15 protein-coding genes are annotated in these 16,154 nt (G+C 37.0%); 13 read left to right on the forward strand and 2 right to left on the reverse strand.

The window, feature by feature from the left end; genetic code table 11:
- Positions 1 to 351: 351 nt before the first annotated feature.
- Both H6W53_RS06005 and H6W53_RS06010 read right to left on the reverse strand, forming a co-directional pair.
- Positions 352 to 1,842: a contractile injection system tape measure protein gene (locus H6W53_RS06005; RefSeq protein WP_185205216.1), complete on the reverse strand. Its 1,491-nt coding sequence runs from the start codon at positions 1,840 to 1,842 to the stop codon at positions 352 to 354.
- A 46-nt stretch (positions 1,843 to 1,888) separates the two neighbouring features.
- The gene (locus tag H6W53_RS06010) at positions 1,889 to 2,131 is read right to left on the reverse strand and encodes a hypothetical protein (RefSeq protein WP_185205217.1); all 243 of its coding nucleotides are present in this window, start codon (positions 2,129 to 2,131) and stop codon (positions 1,889 to 1,891) included.
- Between the two features lie 567 nt (positions 2,132 to 2,698).
- Between H6W53_RS06010 and H6W53_RS06015 the strand changes: the two genes are divergently transcribed.
- The 13 genes from H6W53_RS06015 to H6W53_RS06075 all read left to right on the forward strand — a co-directional run bounded on the left by H6W53_RS06015 (position 2,699) and on the right by H6W53_RS06075 (position 16,148).
- Positions 2,699 to 3,244, forward strand: coding sequence for a DUF4255 domain-containing protein (locus H6W53_RS06015; RefSeq protein WP_185205218.1), 546 nt, complete (start codon positions 2,699 to 2,701; stop codon positions 3,242 to 3,244).
- Between the two features lie 41 nt (positions 3,245 to 3,285).
- Positions 3,286 to 4,671, forward strand: coding sequence for a phage tail sheath family protein (locus H6W53_RS06020; RefSeq protein WP_185205219.1), 1,386 nt, complete (start codon positions 3,286 to 3,288; stop codon positions 4,669 to 4,671).
- Positions 4,672 to 4,750: 79 nt separating this feature from the next.
- Positions 4,751 to 6,559 carry a phage tail sheath family protein gene (locus tag H6W53_RS21480; protein ID WP_228457757.1) on the forward strand — a complete coding sequence of 603 codons (1,809 nt, stop codon included), beginning with the start codon at positions 4,751 to 4,753 and terminating at the stop codon, positions 6,557 to 6,559.
- Between the two features lie 40 nt (positions 6,560 to 6,599).
- Positions 6,600 to 7,031, forward strand: a complete 432-nt coding sequence (locus H6W53_RS06030) for a phage tail protein (RefSeq protein WP_185205220.1) — start codon at positions 6,600 to 6,602, stop codon at positions 7,029 to 7,031.
- A gap of 25 nt (positions 7,032 to 7,056) precedes the next feature.
- Positions 7,057 to 8,394, forward strand: coding sequence for a phage tail sheath family protein (locus tag H6W53_RS06035; protein WP_185205221.1), 1,338 nt, complete (start codon positions 7,057 to 7,059; stop codon positions 8,392 to 8,394).
- Between the two features lie 40 nt (positions 8,395 to 8,434).
- Positions 8,435 to 8,866 carry a phage tail protein gene (locus H6W53_RS06040; RefSeq protein WP_185205220.1) on the forward strand — a complete coding sequence of 144 codons (432 nt, stop codon included), beginning with the start codon at positions 8,435 to 8,437 and terminating at the stop codon, positions 8,864 to 8,866.
- A 2-nt stretch (positions 8,867 to 8,868) separates the two neighbouring features.
- Positions 8,869 to 9,336 (forward strand): phage tail protein, encoded by a 468-nt coding sequence (locus tag H6W53_RS06045; protein WP_087711256.1) that lies wholly within the window; start codon positions 8,869 to 8,871, stop codon positions 9,334 to 9,336.
- A gap of 200 nt (positions 9,337 to 9,536) precedes the next feature.
- Complete coding sequence (locus tag H6W53_RS06050) at positions 9,537 to 9,698, forward strand: DUF5908 family protein (RefSeq protein WP_185205222.1); 162 nt, start codon at positions 9,537 to 9,539, stop codon at positions 9,696 to 9,698.
- Entirely contained in the window at positions 9,698 to 10,420 is a 723-nt protein-coding gene (locus H6W53_RS06055) for a CIS tube protein (RefSeq protein WP_185205223.1), read from the forward strand. Before H6W53_RS06050 ends, H6W53_RS06055 begins: the two co-directional genes overlap by 1 nt.
- 1 nt (position 10,421) lies before the next feature.
- Complete coding sequence (gene vgrG / locus H6W53_RS06060; protein WP_185205224.1) at positions 10,422 to 12,167, forward strand: type VI secretion system tip protein VgrG; 1,746 nt, start codon at positions 10,422 to 10,424, stop codon at positions 12,165 to 12,167.
- Positions 12,168 to 12,169: 2 nt separating this feature from the next.
- Complete coding sequence (locus tag H6W53_RS06065) at positions 12,170 to 12,460, forward strand: PAAR domain-containing protein (RefSeq protein ID WP_076394823.1); 291 nt, start codon at positions 12,170 to 12,172, stop codon at positions 12,458 to 12,460.
- A gap of 113 nt (positions 12,461 to 12,573) precedes the next feature.
- Positions 12,574 to 12,984: a GPW/gp25 family protein gene (locus H6W53_RS06070; RefSeq protein ID WP_185205225.1), complete on the forward strand. Its 411-nt coding sequence runs from the start codon at positions 12,574 to 12,576 to the stop codon at positions 12,982 to 12,984.
- 89 nt (positions 12,985 to 13,073) lie between these two features.
- Positions 13,074 to 16,148: a baseplate J/gp47 family protein gene (locus H6W53_RS06075; protein WP_185205226.1), complete on the forward strand. Its 3,075-nt coding sequence runs from the start codon at positions 13,074 to 13,076 to the stop codon at positions 16,146 to 16,148.
- Positions 16,149 to 16,154: the final 6 nt, after the last annotated feature.

Below are 16,154 nucleotides of genomic sequence, written 5' to 3' on the forward strand. Positions count from 1 at the left end.
TATGGATTGTAATCTTAAAATATAAGCAATTGATTTAAAGAGATTTAAAATTGTTTCACTTTTTAATAATTAAAAATATTTAAATGCTTGATAATTATATAAATATCATTATAGCAAAAAATATTAAATTTATAAAGTGACTTAAAAAGTAATCAAATGTTACAATACTTAGTACGTACTCTTTTATGTACTTCTTTTGTACACCTTAATCTTTATAATACCTTCTAAATAAAGTAGTTTCTACTTTCTGCATCGGGAAGTAATCGCAAAAATTTATCCTAAGTTATATTTATTCTAAAAATAGGAAAATCAAAGTCTGTATGTTTTGACAGACTTTGATTTTAAAACTCTTTACCAGTTCACAAACATAAACTGATTCTTCCACGGCAGCTTCACAAGACCGATTCCCCACGAAAGTCTTTCCAGCAAAATATCCTGCGTTTTTCGTTTTACGGTAAGAGTGCAGTCGTGGTCGGAGACAACCAGTTTTCCGGGACGTTGAAAAAATTCATTCTGAAGTAATTCTGCAGATGATGTTTTCATAGCGCTCCAGTTATGCTGAACACTTTCTATCAGATTTTTAACTTGAGTTTTGTGTTTACGCGTAAGCTTAATATGTCGGTTGATCGATTGATGAAGAGGAATATTGCACAAAAATTTCTCAAATATCATGTCATATTCAGGAGCATTTATTTTTCCGGTAGCAATATAATGAAGCAGATGCGCACCCAATTCCGGATCTGAAAGCTGATTAGTTTTCTTGTCCAGAAGATCACAATGCTCAAAAAAAGTTTTCATAAACGGATGAATCAGAATCAGCCCGGCATTTTGAACATATTGTCCTTCATCAGAAATAATTTCTTCATCTTTTTGTTCAGAATTCTTGTCATTCTGTATTACCACATCATTGATTTCCGTAAAATTTTGCTCATTTTTTTTCGTTGTCTTTTTTGTATTTTGATCGTTTTTGATGAATGTATCTTCAATTTTTTCAATCAATTCAGCCTCTTTGATGATCGGAAATATCTTTAATACTGTTTTTAGGTTATGAAAATGATTTTTCACAAAAAATAAATCTTTTGATAAAGTCTCAGATTTCAGTATTTCTTCTAAAAAATAATCCTCAATATAAATGTTCGGAGATTTCAGATGCCTCGACAAAATATTTAAAATCAGTCTCCACACCATAATTCTGTTAGTCTGATCCAGCTTTGAGATCAACTGTATAATCTCTGATTGTAAATTGATTTTTAATACTTTATCTTTTAAAATGACATTGCATAATTGGGCAATTTGTCCGTCAGAAAGCTGATGAATGATTCTTTCCTGTACATTTTGTTTAGAAAAAACAGAAATGATACTGCTTTGAAAATGATCAGCATGAATAATGGCGTTAAATACCTTTGGCTCAAGGAGAGAAAAACTTTTTTTATCAGAATTCCACCATGGCACACTTCCTCTTTCCAAAAAATAGATAAAGCTTTGAAGGATCTTTTCCTGGTTGGTCAACAGATACGCTTCAGAATTATTGGTCTTAACCTCATCCGAATTTAATACAGGATTTGTAATTTCAGATAATTCTTCTTCGAAAACTTTTGCAATTCTATCTTTCAGATCAGAATTTAATGCGCTGCTTTTTACATCCAGATTCAATTCTAGTTTAGGGATCTGTAAAGTGCGGTCTGCTAATCTGTGTTCAAAAGTACTGAGGTATTTTTCTATTTTCGGAAAAATATCCATCGACAGAAAACTGTTGATATCATCTTTTATACTCAGTCCTTTTTCTTTATTATTTACCGTAATTTCAATAAAAACTTTCTGAATGATATGATCTTGCTTCACATTAAATAAATTTAGGTTATACAATGGTGGAATTACCGTAAAATGCCTATTTCTTGTCAAATTCTCCGCCCCAGAAACCTGCAGGACAAAGGCTGTATTTGGATCTCTGTTTTGCACTCAGTCTGCATCCGCAACCTCTTATAAAGCCGTCTTTCGGAGCATCTGAAACTTCCAGAGTCTGAGGATGAATCCATTTTTGGGTATTGCAGTTGTTTCCGTTTTTTAAAGGACAGGCGTTACAGATTTCTTCTCTTACAGAAAAAACAACTTCTTCGTCCTGATTTGCCATACCCAATTTTGATCTTAATTCATTAAAATGGCCGCCAATAATTTCATTGCGCTTGCCAAAAAGAGTTTTAATATTCATTGTGATTAAAGTTTAAATTATGGGGTCAAAATTAGAGGAAGAAAAACAGTATAACGAATAATAAGACCTCGCTGTTCTGTCTTTGCAGTAGATCATAAACTTTTGTTCTGATAATAAAAACGATAAATTTTTTAATTCAGAAAAGGATGAAATCTGATCAGATATCGATAATTGAAAAAATATTGAGCGGATAAAAAAATCAATGGAGGAATCTCACAACATTATACTTAAAATAATCATTTTTTACGCCTTAAAATTACCTTCAGTTAACAGTGTTTATTTCACAAGCCTTAGATCAGGATAAATTTTTGTTAAATTTATTAGGTGTTAATTGTTTGATTATCATTGTTTTATATTAATTTATTTTTTAGGTTAAAAGAAAATTCAAAAAAAGCATTTACTGCAAAGACAGGATGGAGCCCTCAAAATATTCGTTTTTTAAGTCGGGCTGATTGTATGTTTGCACCATAATACTAAAGAACAAAAATTATGATAAAAGAAGTATTAACAGTTTTAAAAAATGAGTTGCATTCTGCCGGTTTAGCAGATGTTGTTGTTAACGACATCGCAAAGCATGAAGACGGAGCTGCGGGACTTGATAATAAAGTGGTGATTACCTTACTGAACGTTCAGGAGGAATCCACCATGAAAAATATCTCAAGATATGTAAAAAATACATCCAATGTTACAAAAATGGAAAGTCCTTCGGCATATGTAAATCTTTTCGTAATGGTTACAGCCAATATGACGGATTATGACAGTGCTTTAATAAACATTTCCAAAGTTATTGAAACTCTACGTGCAAAAAATGTATTGGAATATGTTGCAACCGGTATCGGGGAAAGCAACTTTACTTTCAGAACAGAAATGCATGCCGTACCGTTTGAGCAGCTAAGTTACATTTGGGGTTTATTGGGCGGGAAGATCATTCCTTCCGTAATGTATAAAGTAAGTGTGGTGAAGATTGGAGCCAAAAATGTTTCTGATGTTCAGCTTATTAACGATGTTGATATCAAGGATATTACGGTTAAATAATATCAGAAAACAAATAACCCTTTAATTTAAAATTTATGAACATGCCAAATCCGACGACACCCGGTGTTTCTATTGAAGAACTGCCAAAACTTCCCAACTCCATTGCATTGGTAGAAACTGCTGTACCTGTATTCATAGGATATACCGAACGAAAGCCTTCCGAAGACAATGATACCAGCGCATCTGATTATAAGCCATCAAAGATCAGCTCTCTTCTGGATTTTGAGAAAAAATTCGGGAGCGCAAAAATGGAAAGTATTACATTAAAAGATACTGATGCAGGAATAACAGTTTTAGAACCAAAGGCAAAATTTTTAATGTATTATTCGTTACAAATGTATTTTGCTAATGGAGGCGGTGCTTGCTATATCGTTTCTGTGGGAGATTACAATGCAGCACAGGTAGAAAAAAGTCTTTTGGAATCAGGGTTAAATTTAATCAATAATATAAAAGAGCCACTTCTTCTTATTTTCCCGGATGCCGTATCATTAAATTCTCCAAATGAATTTCATGAATTATATAATACCGCAATTGCTAAAGCCGAATCTGAAGGAGAATCCAAAAATATGTTTGCCCTATTAGATACCTACTACGGAAATTCAACAACTAAAATCGGAAATCTTACTGCAGTAGAGAGTTTCAGAAATACAGTAAATTCCTCAAGTTATGCGGCAGCTTATTTTCCTCATCTGAAAACGTTTTTAAACTATCATTTTGATGAAAAAATAACTCCTGTTTCTCACCTTGATACGCAGAATCAGCCCGTTGGAATTGCCAATGGGGTAACATTAGAGTCCCTAAAGACCGCAAATTCTTCATTATACAATCAGATAAAAGAATTACTGAAATCTCTGAAAATAGTTTTGCCGCCATCGTCTGCAATAGCAGGAGTTTACGGAAGAATAGACAATACAAGAGGAGTCTGGAAAGCTCCTGCAAACGTAAGTCTAAATTATGTAACAGCTCCGACAGAAAAAATTTCTGATGATGAGCAATCCGGTCTTAATATCGATGATGAAGGAAAATCAATCAACGCTATCAGAAACTTTACAGGAAAAGGAACCTTAGTTTGGGGAGCCAGAACACTGGACGGAAAAGATAAAAAAGAAGATGAAAAAGATAACGAGTGGAAATACATCCATGTACGGCGTTATTATAACATGCTTAAACAGTCAATAAGCATAGCACTTAATGAAAAATTTATCAATCAGCCGCATGTCATTCACACATGGTTAAGAGCAAAAGCAATGATTGAGAATTTTCTTAATCAGCAATGGATAGACGGAGCATTGGCGGGAAACTCTCCCAAAGAAGCTTACAAAGTTGAGGTAAAATCCGGAGGAACAGACATCATGGATGTAAAAATTGAAGTAGCATTAGTACGTCCTGCAGAGTTTATTGTATTAAATTTTTCTCACAAACTATAACAAAACCAAAATCAATCACAACAAAATATTGAAGTTCTGCTTCGAGTGATAATTAATATTAACTTAAAATTTTTAACAAATGAATTACAAAACCCCTGGAGTCTATGTGGAGGAAGAGGCAAAATTTCCGCCTTCCGTAGCGCAAGTTGAAACAGCTATTCCCGCTTTTATCGGATATACAGAAAAAGGGACACAAAACAAACCTACGAGAATCTCGTCCATGCTGGAATTTGAAGAACTTTTTGGAAAAGCATACGCTGAAACTTTTGCTGTAGCTTTCAAAGAGGGTGCTGCAACAGCAGTTCAGCCAAAGGTAAGCGATTTCAAAATGTATTACGCGATGCAAATGTATTTTGCCAATGGAGGCGGACCATGCTATATTGTTTCGGTAGGCGATTATGATGATGATGATGTTACTGTTGGAACTATTGCAACTCAGCAAGGAACTCTCTTATACGGTCTTGAATTATTAAAAAAAGAAGACGAACCTACACTTATCGTTTTTCCTGATCTTCAAGATCGAGTAGCTTCTGCTGCTGATGTCGATGCTGCTAAAGCCATTTTAGCTACTGCAAAAAAGAATGAAATTTTAGCCACTGCATCTAAAGTTGCGGCTCAAGTTGTTGCAGATGCTGTTAATAATGCTGCAGATGTTGAGCTAGCTCAAACTGTTGCTCAGGCTGCAACTACTGTTACAGATGCTGTTACAGATGCTCAAGTTGGCGCTGAAGCTGCGGCTGAAGTTGCTGCGGTTACTTTTAATCAAGAAATTGAAGCAGCTACTGAAGTTGCTGCCAGAAGTGCCGCTAAAGCTGTTGCAGATGCTGTTGTTGAAAGTAAACTTGCAGGTGCTATTCTTGCTGATATTAAAGAGGCAGCTAACTCTGTAGCTCAAAATTTTGAAAACGATCTTATTATAGCTACAAGTATTACTAGCGATGCCAATGAAGAACTTGATAATACTAAAAAGATTGATGCTTCTTCTTCAGAACCTTTGGTTATCAATGCTATTAAGAATACCTACTCTTTGTATGACAGTGCCTTAGATCAGGCAGAATCTATGAAAGACAGGTTTGTTATTATGGATGTTTTAGGAGATGATGCCACTTTCAGAAATAAAGTAACATCTACAGGACTAAAATACGGAGCAGCTTATTATCCGAACCTTAAAACAATTTTAACGTACGCTTTTAAAGAAGATAAGGTTTCTGTGATGGGTGCTTCCGGTGTAACAACCTTAGCAGAATTAAAATTAAAAAATTCTGAACTGTACAATCAGGCTAAAGCGGCAATTGAATCCAAAAAAGTAGTAATAGCTCCGTCCTCAGCAGTTGCTGGTGTGTATGCAAAAGTAGACAGCACTTCCGGAGTATTCAAAGCTCCTGCAAATACAGGACTTAATTATGTTGATTCTCCCGTTACTAAAATTTCCAATAAACGTCAGGATGAACTTAACGTAGATCCAACTTCAGGAAAATCCATCAACGTTATCAGATCTTTTACAGGAAAAGGCACATTGGTTTGGGGCGCAAGAACGCTTGACGGCAACAGCAACGAATGGAGATACATTTCAGTACGCAGATTCTTCAACATGGTAGAAGAATCCGTGAAAAAAGCAACGGAACGTTTCGTATTTGAACCGAACACAGCCAATACATGGGTTCGCGTACAGACGATGATCGAAAACTTCCTGAACCAGCAGTGGCAGGACGGAGCATTGGCAGGAAGCAAGCCGGAAGAAGCTTATTACGTAAGCGTTGGCTTAAATAAAACCATGTCTGCACAGGATATCCTTGAAGGCAGAATGATCGTGGAGATCGGTATGGCGGCAGTTCGTCCGGCAGAATTTATTGTTCTTCGTTTCTCACACAAACTGCAGGAAGCTTAAAAATTAAACAAACAAATAACAAAATTAAATCAAGACAATTATGAATACATATCCATTAGTAAAGTTTTCCTTTGAAGTAGACTGGGGCGGAACAAATATCGGTTTTCAGGAAGTTTCGGGACTAAGCATCGAACGCGATATCATTGAATACAGACAGGGAGCAAGTCCGGATTTCAGCAAGATCAAAATGCCGGGAATGGCAAAATTCGGAAACATCACTTTAAAAAGAGGAACTTTCAAAGGCGATAACGATTATTTCGAATGGCTACAGACCGTTCAGATGAATACGGTAGAAAGAAGATCCATTACGATTTCTCTTTTAGACGAGAACGGTGCACCTGCGATAACATGGAAAGTGAAAAATGCCTTCCCGTTAAAATTACAGTCAACCGATCTGAAAGCTGAAGGTAATGAGGTAGCAATTGAAACTTTGGAGATTGCGCACGAAGGTTTAACTATTGAACATAACTAAATATTAATTTTAAATTTTTAACAAAATGAATTACAAAACACCAGGTGTTTACGTGGAGGAACTGGCAAAATTTCCGCCTTCCGTAGCACAAGTAGAAACAGCGATCCCTGCTTTCATCGGATATACAGAAAAAGGACCAAAAAATGAGCCGACAAGAATCTCTTCCATGTTGGAATACGAAACGCTTTTCGGAAAAGCAAAAAATGAAGCTTTTTCACTTAATATAGTTCCTGCGACTGCAAATGCGCCAAGAACGGTTACTGCGACTTTATCACCAAGTCCCTTCAAAATGTACTATGCGATGCAAATGTATTTTGCCAATGGAGGAGGACCATGTTATATCGTATCTGCGGGAGATACGGCATCAGGCTTTCCGGCTGCGGTAGATTTTGATGATCTGAAAGATGGTCTTGAAACTTTGGAAAAAGAAGATGAGCCAACACTTATCGTTTTCCCTGATGCTGAAGGTTTAAGCTTAGTGAATGCTTATAATCTATACGGCTTAGCTTTAGATCAGGCAGAATCAATGAAGGACAGATTCGTTATTATGGATGTTATTGGAGATACCGATGATGCAGTTGATGATTTTAGAGATAATGTAACTTCCGGACCAAGCGGAGAACGTTTAAAATATGGAGCTGCTTACCATCCAAAATTGGAAACAGTTCTTACATACAGCTATGATCCGAAGATTACTGTCGGAACCAATACATTGGAACATTGGAAAACAAATGACTCCGATTTATACAATCTTGCGAAAAATGCTATGGAATCTCAAAGAGTCGTATTAACTCCGTCCTCAGCAGTTGCGGGTGTGTATGCTAAAGTAGACAGCACTTCCGGAGTATTCAAAGCACCTGCTAATGTTGGACTTAGTTATGTAGTGGCTCCTACAGTAAAAGTTTCCCACGAAGATCAGATGACTCTTAATGTAGATCCAGCTTCAGGAAAATCCATCAACGTTATCAGATCTTTTACAGGAAAAGGAACATTGGTTTGGGGCGCAAGAACGCTTGACGGCAACAGCAACGAATGGAGATACATTTCAGTACGCAGATTCTTCAACATGGTAGAAGAATCCGTGAAAAAAGCAACGGAACGTTTCGTATTTGAACCGAACACAGCCAATACATGGGTTCGCGTACAGACGATGATCGAAAACTTCCTGAACCAGCAGTGGCAGGACGGAGCATTGGCAGGAAGCAAGCCGGAAGAAGCTTATTACGTAAGCGTTGGCTTAAATAAAACCATGTCTGCACAGGATATCCTTGAAGGCAGAATGATCGTGGAGATCGGTATGGCGGCAGTTCGTCCGGCAGAATTTATTGTTCTTCGTTTCTCACACAAACTGCAGGAAGCTTAAAAATTAAACAAACAAATAACAAAATTAAATCAAGACAATTATGAATACATATCCATTAGTAAAGTTTTCCTTTGAAGTAGACTGGGGCGGAACAAATATCGGTTTTCAGGAAGTTTCGGGACTAAGCATCGAACGCGATATCATTGAATACAGACAGGGAGCAAGTCCGGATTTCAGCAAGATCAAAATGCCGGGAATGGCAAAATTCGGAAACATCACTTTAAAAAGAGGAACTTTCAAAGGCGATAACGATTATTTCGAATGGCTACAGACCGTTCAGATGAATACGGTAGAAAGAAGATCCATTACGATTTCTCTTTTAGACGAGAACGGTGCACCTGCGATAACATGGAAAGTGAAAAATGCCTTCCCGTTAAAATTACAGTCAACCGATCTGAAAGCTGAAGGTAATGAGGTAGCAATTGAAACTTTGGAAATTGCTCACGAAGGTTTAACTATTGAACATAACTAATCATGGCTCTTTTATATCCTCCAACCAGTTTCTCTTTTATTGTTAACGGGATTTCGACAACAGAGGGTATTGACTCCAGATTTCAGTCTATATCTGGTTTATCTACAGAAATTCAGGTCGAAGAATATGCCGAAGGAGGCGAAAACAGATTTCTTCATCAGCTTCCTCTGAGACCGAAATATGAAAATTTAGTTCTTAAGCGTGGACTGATCGTAAGTTCAGGATTAATAAGCTGGTGCAGAAATGCAATGGAAAACTTCGAGTTTGAACCCAGAGATCTTGTCATTACACTTTCAGGAGGACTTCAGTCTACAGCACCTTTAATGGTTTGGAATGTAGTTGGAGCCTATCCGGTAAAATGGAACGTTTCAGAATTCAACGCAGAAGAAAGCAGGCTTGCTATTGAAACAATAGAGCTGAAATACAGATATTTCAAAATACCCTCATCGTTAGCAAGTTTAGGCTTGTAATTTCTAAATCAAATCTAAGCACTTACCGTGTTTTAGTTTTCGGATAACATTCAGCAAAAATTTTAAAATAAAAAAATAAAGGATTGGTCTATAACAGGACTGAACACACGCTTTATGTGCTTAGATTTTTTTAAATAAATACGTTAAATAATTGGTTTTAAGTTTTTTACGTATTAATAATTAATTAAAAAATAAACGAAATGCCAATAGAAATAAAAGAGCTTCACATTAAAATAAATGTGGACGAAAAAGCAGCCGCAACGACAACTACTCAATCAGTAGATGAAACTAAAATTATGCGAGCAGTGAGTGAAAGCATAGAGCAGATAGTAAATATTGAACAACGTAAAAAAGAAAGATGATGGATAAATTAAAAATAGTCAGTTATAAAGACTCAAGTTATAAAGGTGAAGGAAGTAAGCCTTTTTATATTTTAATTAACCCGACTGGTTATTCTTTCACTCGTAAAAATCAGTTGAATCCAGATTCAGCAATAGGTACAAGCGATAATAACCTAAAGTATGATAAAACTCTTCCTTCAGAATTAAAACTAGAATTTTTATTTGATGGTACTGGTGTAGTACAAACAAATTCTGGAAATAAATTGGTAAATAAGATTGCTGAAAAAATAGGAGTTAAGAAAGATATTTTTAGAAAAAAAGCTGTAACAGAACAATTAAAAGATTTTTATTCGGCTACTGGCGACTACAATGGTTCTATTCATAAACCTTATAATGTAGAGCTTACTTGGGGAGAATTTCAATATCAAGGAATGCTTTCTGAATTTACGATAGATTATAAACTTTTTGACAAAGACGGTAAACCATTAAGAGCTGTCGGAAAAGCAACATTTAATGGTTCAGTTTCAAATGAACTTGGTGCTTTAAAAGCCAAAAAAAATTCCCCGGATCTTACCCACAAAAGAACCGTACAGGCAGGAGACACATTACCCTTAATGACTGAAAGAATCTACGGAGACTCCAAATATTATCTGGAAGTTGCTAAAGTTAATAATCTCATCAATTTCAGACAGTTGAAACCGGGAACTGAACTCTACTTTCCACCCATAGAAAAAATAGCATAACATGAACAACAGCGGATACATAAAAACATCAAAAAATCCGGATCTGATCACTTTTAAAGTAATGTCCGGAGGTACCGAGTTACCCGGGAAATATGGGGTAAAAAGTATTGTTGTAGAAAAAGAAGTAAACAGAATTCCTTATGCCCGCATTGTTATTTTGGATGGAAGCGTACCGGAGCAGGATTTTAAACTAAGCAATGAAGATCTTCTGATTCCCGGAAAAGAAATTGAAATTACCGCAGGCTATCATTCGGACGAAGAAAGTATTTTTAAAGGAGTTGTTGTAAAGCACAATATAAAAGTAAGAAACGGCTCTTCCTACCTCATCATAGAATGCAGAGATAAAGCGGTGAAAATGACTTTAGGCAGAAAAAGTAAATATTTCTACGACAGTAAAGACAGCGATATTATCGGAGAACTCATCAGTAACAACGGTTTGACTGCCGATGTTCAGGCTACCTCAAATTCACACAAAGAATTGATTCAGTACAGAGCTTCCGACTGGGATTTTATGCTCACCAGAGCACAGGCAAACGGAAAACTTTGTTTTGTAGAAGACGGAACCGTTAAAATAGCGAAACCCGATTTCAGTAAAAAAGAAGTGGAAACAGTGGTTTACGGATCTTCGGTGCATGAATTTGACGGAGAAATAGACGCAAGAGATCAGTTCAAAAAAATTTCAGCCAAAACATGGAGCTATACCGATCAGGAACTTACAGAAGTGGAAGCTCAGGATCCAGCAGTAAAACTCAACGGAAACCTTTCACCGGATGATCTGGCAAAAGTATTTGGAATAGACGATCTGCAGCTTAAACATGGCGGAAATCTTACGCAGAGTGAACTTCAGGACTGGAGTGATGCGAAAGCAACTTTCCAGCAACTGGCAAAGACCAGAGGAAGGGTGAAATTTCAGGGAATTCCGGCTGTAAAACCGGGAGTTTCATTAATGCTGCAAGGCGTAGGAAACCGTTTCAACGGAAAAATTTACGTAACAGGCGTCCGTCACGAAATTGCTGAAGGAAACTGGCTGGTTGATGCACAATTCGGGCTTTCTCCGACATGGTTCTCAGAAACGTACGATGTAAGCGAAATGCCGGGTTCAGGAATTATTCCTTCCATCAGCGGATTGCACATCGGGAAAATATCCCAACTGGAATCCGATCCCGATGGAGAAGACAGGATTTTGGTGCAGATCCCGATCATCAATAACGAAGAGGAGGGAATCTGGGCGCGTGTAGCCACACTTGATGCAGGAGAAAACAGAGGATCATTCTTCAGACCGGAAATCGGAGATGAGGTAATCATTGGTTTTATTAATGATGATCCCAATGATGCAGTGGTTCTGGGAATGCTGAACAGCAGCGCAAAACCGGCTCCTATTGTAGCTTCCGATGACAACAATGAAAAAGGATTTGTCACCCGCAGCAAAATGAAGATGATTTTTAATGACGATAAAATTTCATACACCCTTGAAACACCAAAAGGCAAAAAAATAACTGTAGACGAAGATGCAGATGTCATTAAAATAGAAGACGAGCATAAAAATACTCTTACCCTCAATAAAGACGGGATCAGTATGGAAAGTGGGAAAGACATCAAGATCAAAGCAAAAGGTGATATTAAGATGGAAGGAACCAATATCGGTATCAAAGCATCCGCACAGTTTAAAGCAGAAGGAAGTTCCGGTTCTGAGCTTAAATCAGGCGCAGTAACCGTCGTAAAAGGATCTCAAGTTAAAATTAATTAATCATGAAACCGGCAGCAAGAATTACAGATATGCATACCTGTCCAATGGTAACGGGAACTACCCCACATGTTGGCGGGCCCATCATTCCGGCAGGTGAACCTACTGTACTTATCGGAGGTAAACCCGCAGCAAGAGTAGGAGACAAAGCGATATGCACAGGTCCGCCCGATACCATTGCAGCAGGATCCTCAAGCGTAATGATCGGCGGAAAACCAGCCGCAAGAATGGGAGATTCTACCGCTCACGGAGGCGTAATAAGCGCGGGTGAAGCAACTGTTTTAATAGGCGGATGATACACAGCCTGCAAGATTAAAAAATGTAAAAACATCAATAACAAAACGGTTAGAAAACTAAAACTCTATGTTACAGATGCGAGATGTTACAATTAAATATAATACAAGAACGTATGAAAATAAATACAGATTTTTTAGGAATGGGCTGGAGTTTCCCGCCTGAGTTTAATGAGGCTGAAGGAAAGCTGGTAATGACTACAGATGTGGAAGACATCAACAACAGTCTGATCATTTTACTCTCCACAAGACCGGGAGAACGCGTTATGTTCCCCGATTACGGATGCGACCTGCAGGAAATGCTTTTCAAACCTTTGGACTTAACGCTGATTACCCAGATGAAAGGAATCATCGAGCGTGCCATTTTATACCACGAGCCCAGAATAAACATTTTAAATATCGACATCTATACTCAGGAAGAACTGGAAGGAGAAGTGTTGATAAAAATTGATTACGAAGTAAGGAATACGAATACCAGAAGCAATATGGTTTTCCCTTTCTATAAAGGTGAAGCTACTGAAATATAAATAATTACGGGATGTCTGTAACCATTTTGAATACTACCGAAACATTACATTAAGTATTGCATCTGACCATAGAATATAAATATAAACAAATGAAAAAAACAGATACATTTTCACATTATCGTGAAGGAAAATCACAAATGCAGCGCTTTTTAGCGGATCTGGATCCCGGCAATCTCGAATTGCACGACTTCGATCTGTTCGATTGGCTGCTATTTGCAAACAATTTTGCCAGTCATGTAAATTTTTTTGAAAAAGATGCTGATACAGCAATACCAGATAAAAAGTGGGGAAACTTTTTCTTTGGTGATGATACCAATGCTATTCCGCGCAGAGAAAGCGTAGAGTACAAAAGTATGAAAAAACAGGTTACAGATCTTATTTCCCAATTTGAACAGGACAGCAATCTGACGCCTCATCTTACCCTCTTTATCTGCTTTCTGAAATTGCTGGATTTTTCCAAAAAAGCTTTCAATAATTTAACGAAAAGACATCTGGATTTCTACTATAACGAGATCCTTCAGATTCAGAAGAATGATGCTAAAGAAGACAAAGTCTATGTAATTTTTGAATTGGCAAAAAAAGCAATTCAGGAAAGAATTCCGGAAGGAACACTTCTGGACGGAGATAAAGATGCGGAAGGAAAAAAACGGGTCTACAAAATCAATAATGAACTGATTGCCAATCAGGCAAAAGTAGTTGAAATTAAAAGTCTTCTTAACGACGGCGGAAAACAAGAGCTTAAAATGGCTCCGGTTACCAATTCTGCCGATGGTTTGGGCGAAAAACTGCCGGAAGGCGGAAACTATTGGTGGCCGTTCGGATACAATGCTGAAGAAACAGCTTCGGGCAAATCTATTTATAAAGAACTTCAAAAAGCGAAACTGGGCTTTTCTGTAGCATCATCTTTATTCGATTTAAAAGAAGGAGACAGAACAATTACCCTGAAAATAGATTTCAACGCAAATTCTGTTCAAAAACTAAAAAACCTTGAAAAAGAAGACTTTCAGAACAACATCAAAGTACTTTGCAGCGGGGAGAAAGAATGGTTATCCGACATTGCATTACAATGTACTGAAAATGGAGAAATAGGAACCAAAAGTGATAAAAAACACCGTTTAACATTTTCTTTAACATTACCGAAAGATTTTCCTGCCATCGTAAAATACAATAAAGATGTTCTGAAGGAAACTTTCCAGACCAGTTTTCCTGTTCTCAGATTCATGATTGAAGGGAAGAAATATTATGAAGTCTATGAAGCTTTTTCAGAAGCATTGGTCAACAATATTGAAGTTTCTGTAGATGTAAAAGGGATAAAATCTCTTCAGATTGAAAATGACAATGGAGAACTGAATTCCGAAAAATCCTATTATCCATTTACTGCGCAGCCGATCAAAGGTTCCAATTTTTACATAAAATGTCCTGAAATGTTCTCTAAAAAGTGGAAAACTGCAGACATTACCATCAATTGGAAAAACACACCGGCTTCCATAAAGGATTTATACAGCGGGTATATCATGGAACCGGATACAAATATCAGTCAGCAGGATTTTAACAATTTGAAAAATTCGTCAGTTGTAACAGGAGACGATTATTTTAAGATCGATACAGCGGTGTTAGACAAAGAAGTCTGGCACAATCAGGAAAGTGATATTGCTTTATTTAAAAAGAATGGAAATGTTTACCAAACACAATTTTCTGTAAAAAGCACCAGTGATGAAGCAGGTACAGGCGAAGCGATCAGGGTAAAACTGAAGAAATCTTTATTACAGGACTTGTATCCTAAATTATATACGCTTGTTTTATCAGATCCTCAAAAACTGAAAGTAGTTCCGAACGAACCTTATATTCCTTTTGCGGAAGACATTGAACTGAGCTACAGCGCAACAGAAACCGCTTATCATTCTTTAAGAAAAGATTCTGAAGGAGAACTTCTGAAAAGTAAAGAAGTACAGATGTATCATGAAGATGCTTTCGGGCAGTATGAAAAGGAAATCGATACGAAAACCATTGTTCCGGTACATCAGAAAGGAGGCGAATTATACATCGGTCTGGAAGCAGTTCCGCAGATGACGGTTTCCCTTCTCATCCAGATGCTCGAAGGAAGCGAAAATCCTTTAGCCGAGACTTTTGAAGAAAAAGAGTATATCGAATGGAGCATCCTTTCCGGAAATACATGGATTGATCTTTCAAACTCTATGCTGCAGAATGATTCTAAAAAATTCCTGGAATCCGGAATTGTAAAATTCAAAATTCCAAAAGATATTAATTTGAATCACACAAGATTTACAGATCAGTTAATCTGGATAAGAGCAAGATCAGGAAGAAGTTACGATGCGGTTTGTAAAGTTCAGGGAATATATACACAGGCAGTTCTGGCAACATTCCAGAATCAGAACAACGATCTGTCTCACTTAAACAACGGTTTGGAAGCCAATACGATTTCCAGACTTATTACCAGAGTTCCGCAGGTAAAATCTGTGAGCCAGCCGTATAACTCATTCGACGGAAAATACAAAGAAACAGATACAGAATTCTACAGAAGAGTAAGCGAAAGACTGAGACATAAAAACAGAGCCGTTACACAATGGGATTACGAGCATCTCGTTTTGCAGGAATTTCCGGAAGTTTTCAAGGTAAAATGCCTGAATCATACTTCAGAAAAGTCTTACCTCGCTCCCGGATACGTTACGCTGATGGTTGTTCCGAATATTAAAAATAAAAACGCTTTTGATATTTATCAGCCAAGAGTAAGCAGAGCCACGCTTAACAGGATTCAGAATTATATAAATGAATTGAATACCATGCACATCAACGCTCAGGTAATCAACCCGAATTATAAAGAAGCGAAGGTAGAAACAAAGGTGAAATTCTTCGATCAGTATGATGAAACATTTTACACAAAACAGTTAGACGAAGACATCAAAAAGTATATATCGCCTTGGGCTTTTACAGACACTAAAGATATTGATTTTAATGTGAAACTGAATGTTAATCAGCTCATTAATTATCTGGAACAACTGCATTATGTAGACTACGTTGAGGAGACCAGTATATTGGTAAATAATGTTTTACAGACACAGTCTTTAATCGAAGTAGATCCGAAATCCATACTCGTATCTGCCAAACAGCACAAAGTTACTATTGCAGAACAGGTATGCCTTTAATAACAA

Source organism: Chryseobacterium sp. C3 (assembly GCF_014218905.1).
Lineage (GTDB): Bacteria > Bacteroidota > Bacteroidia > Flavobacteriales > Weeksellaceae > Chryseobacterium > Chryseobacterium mucoviscidosis.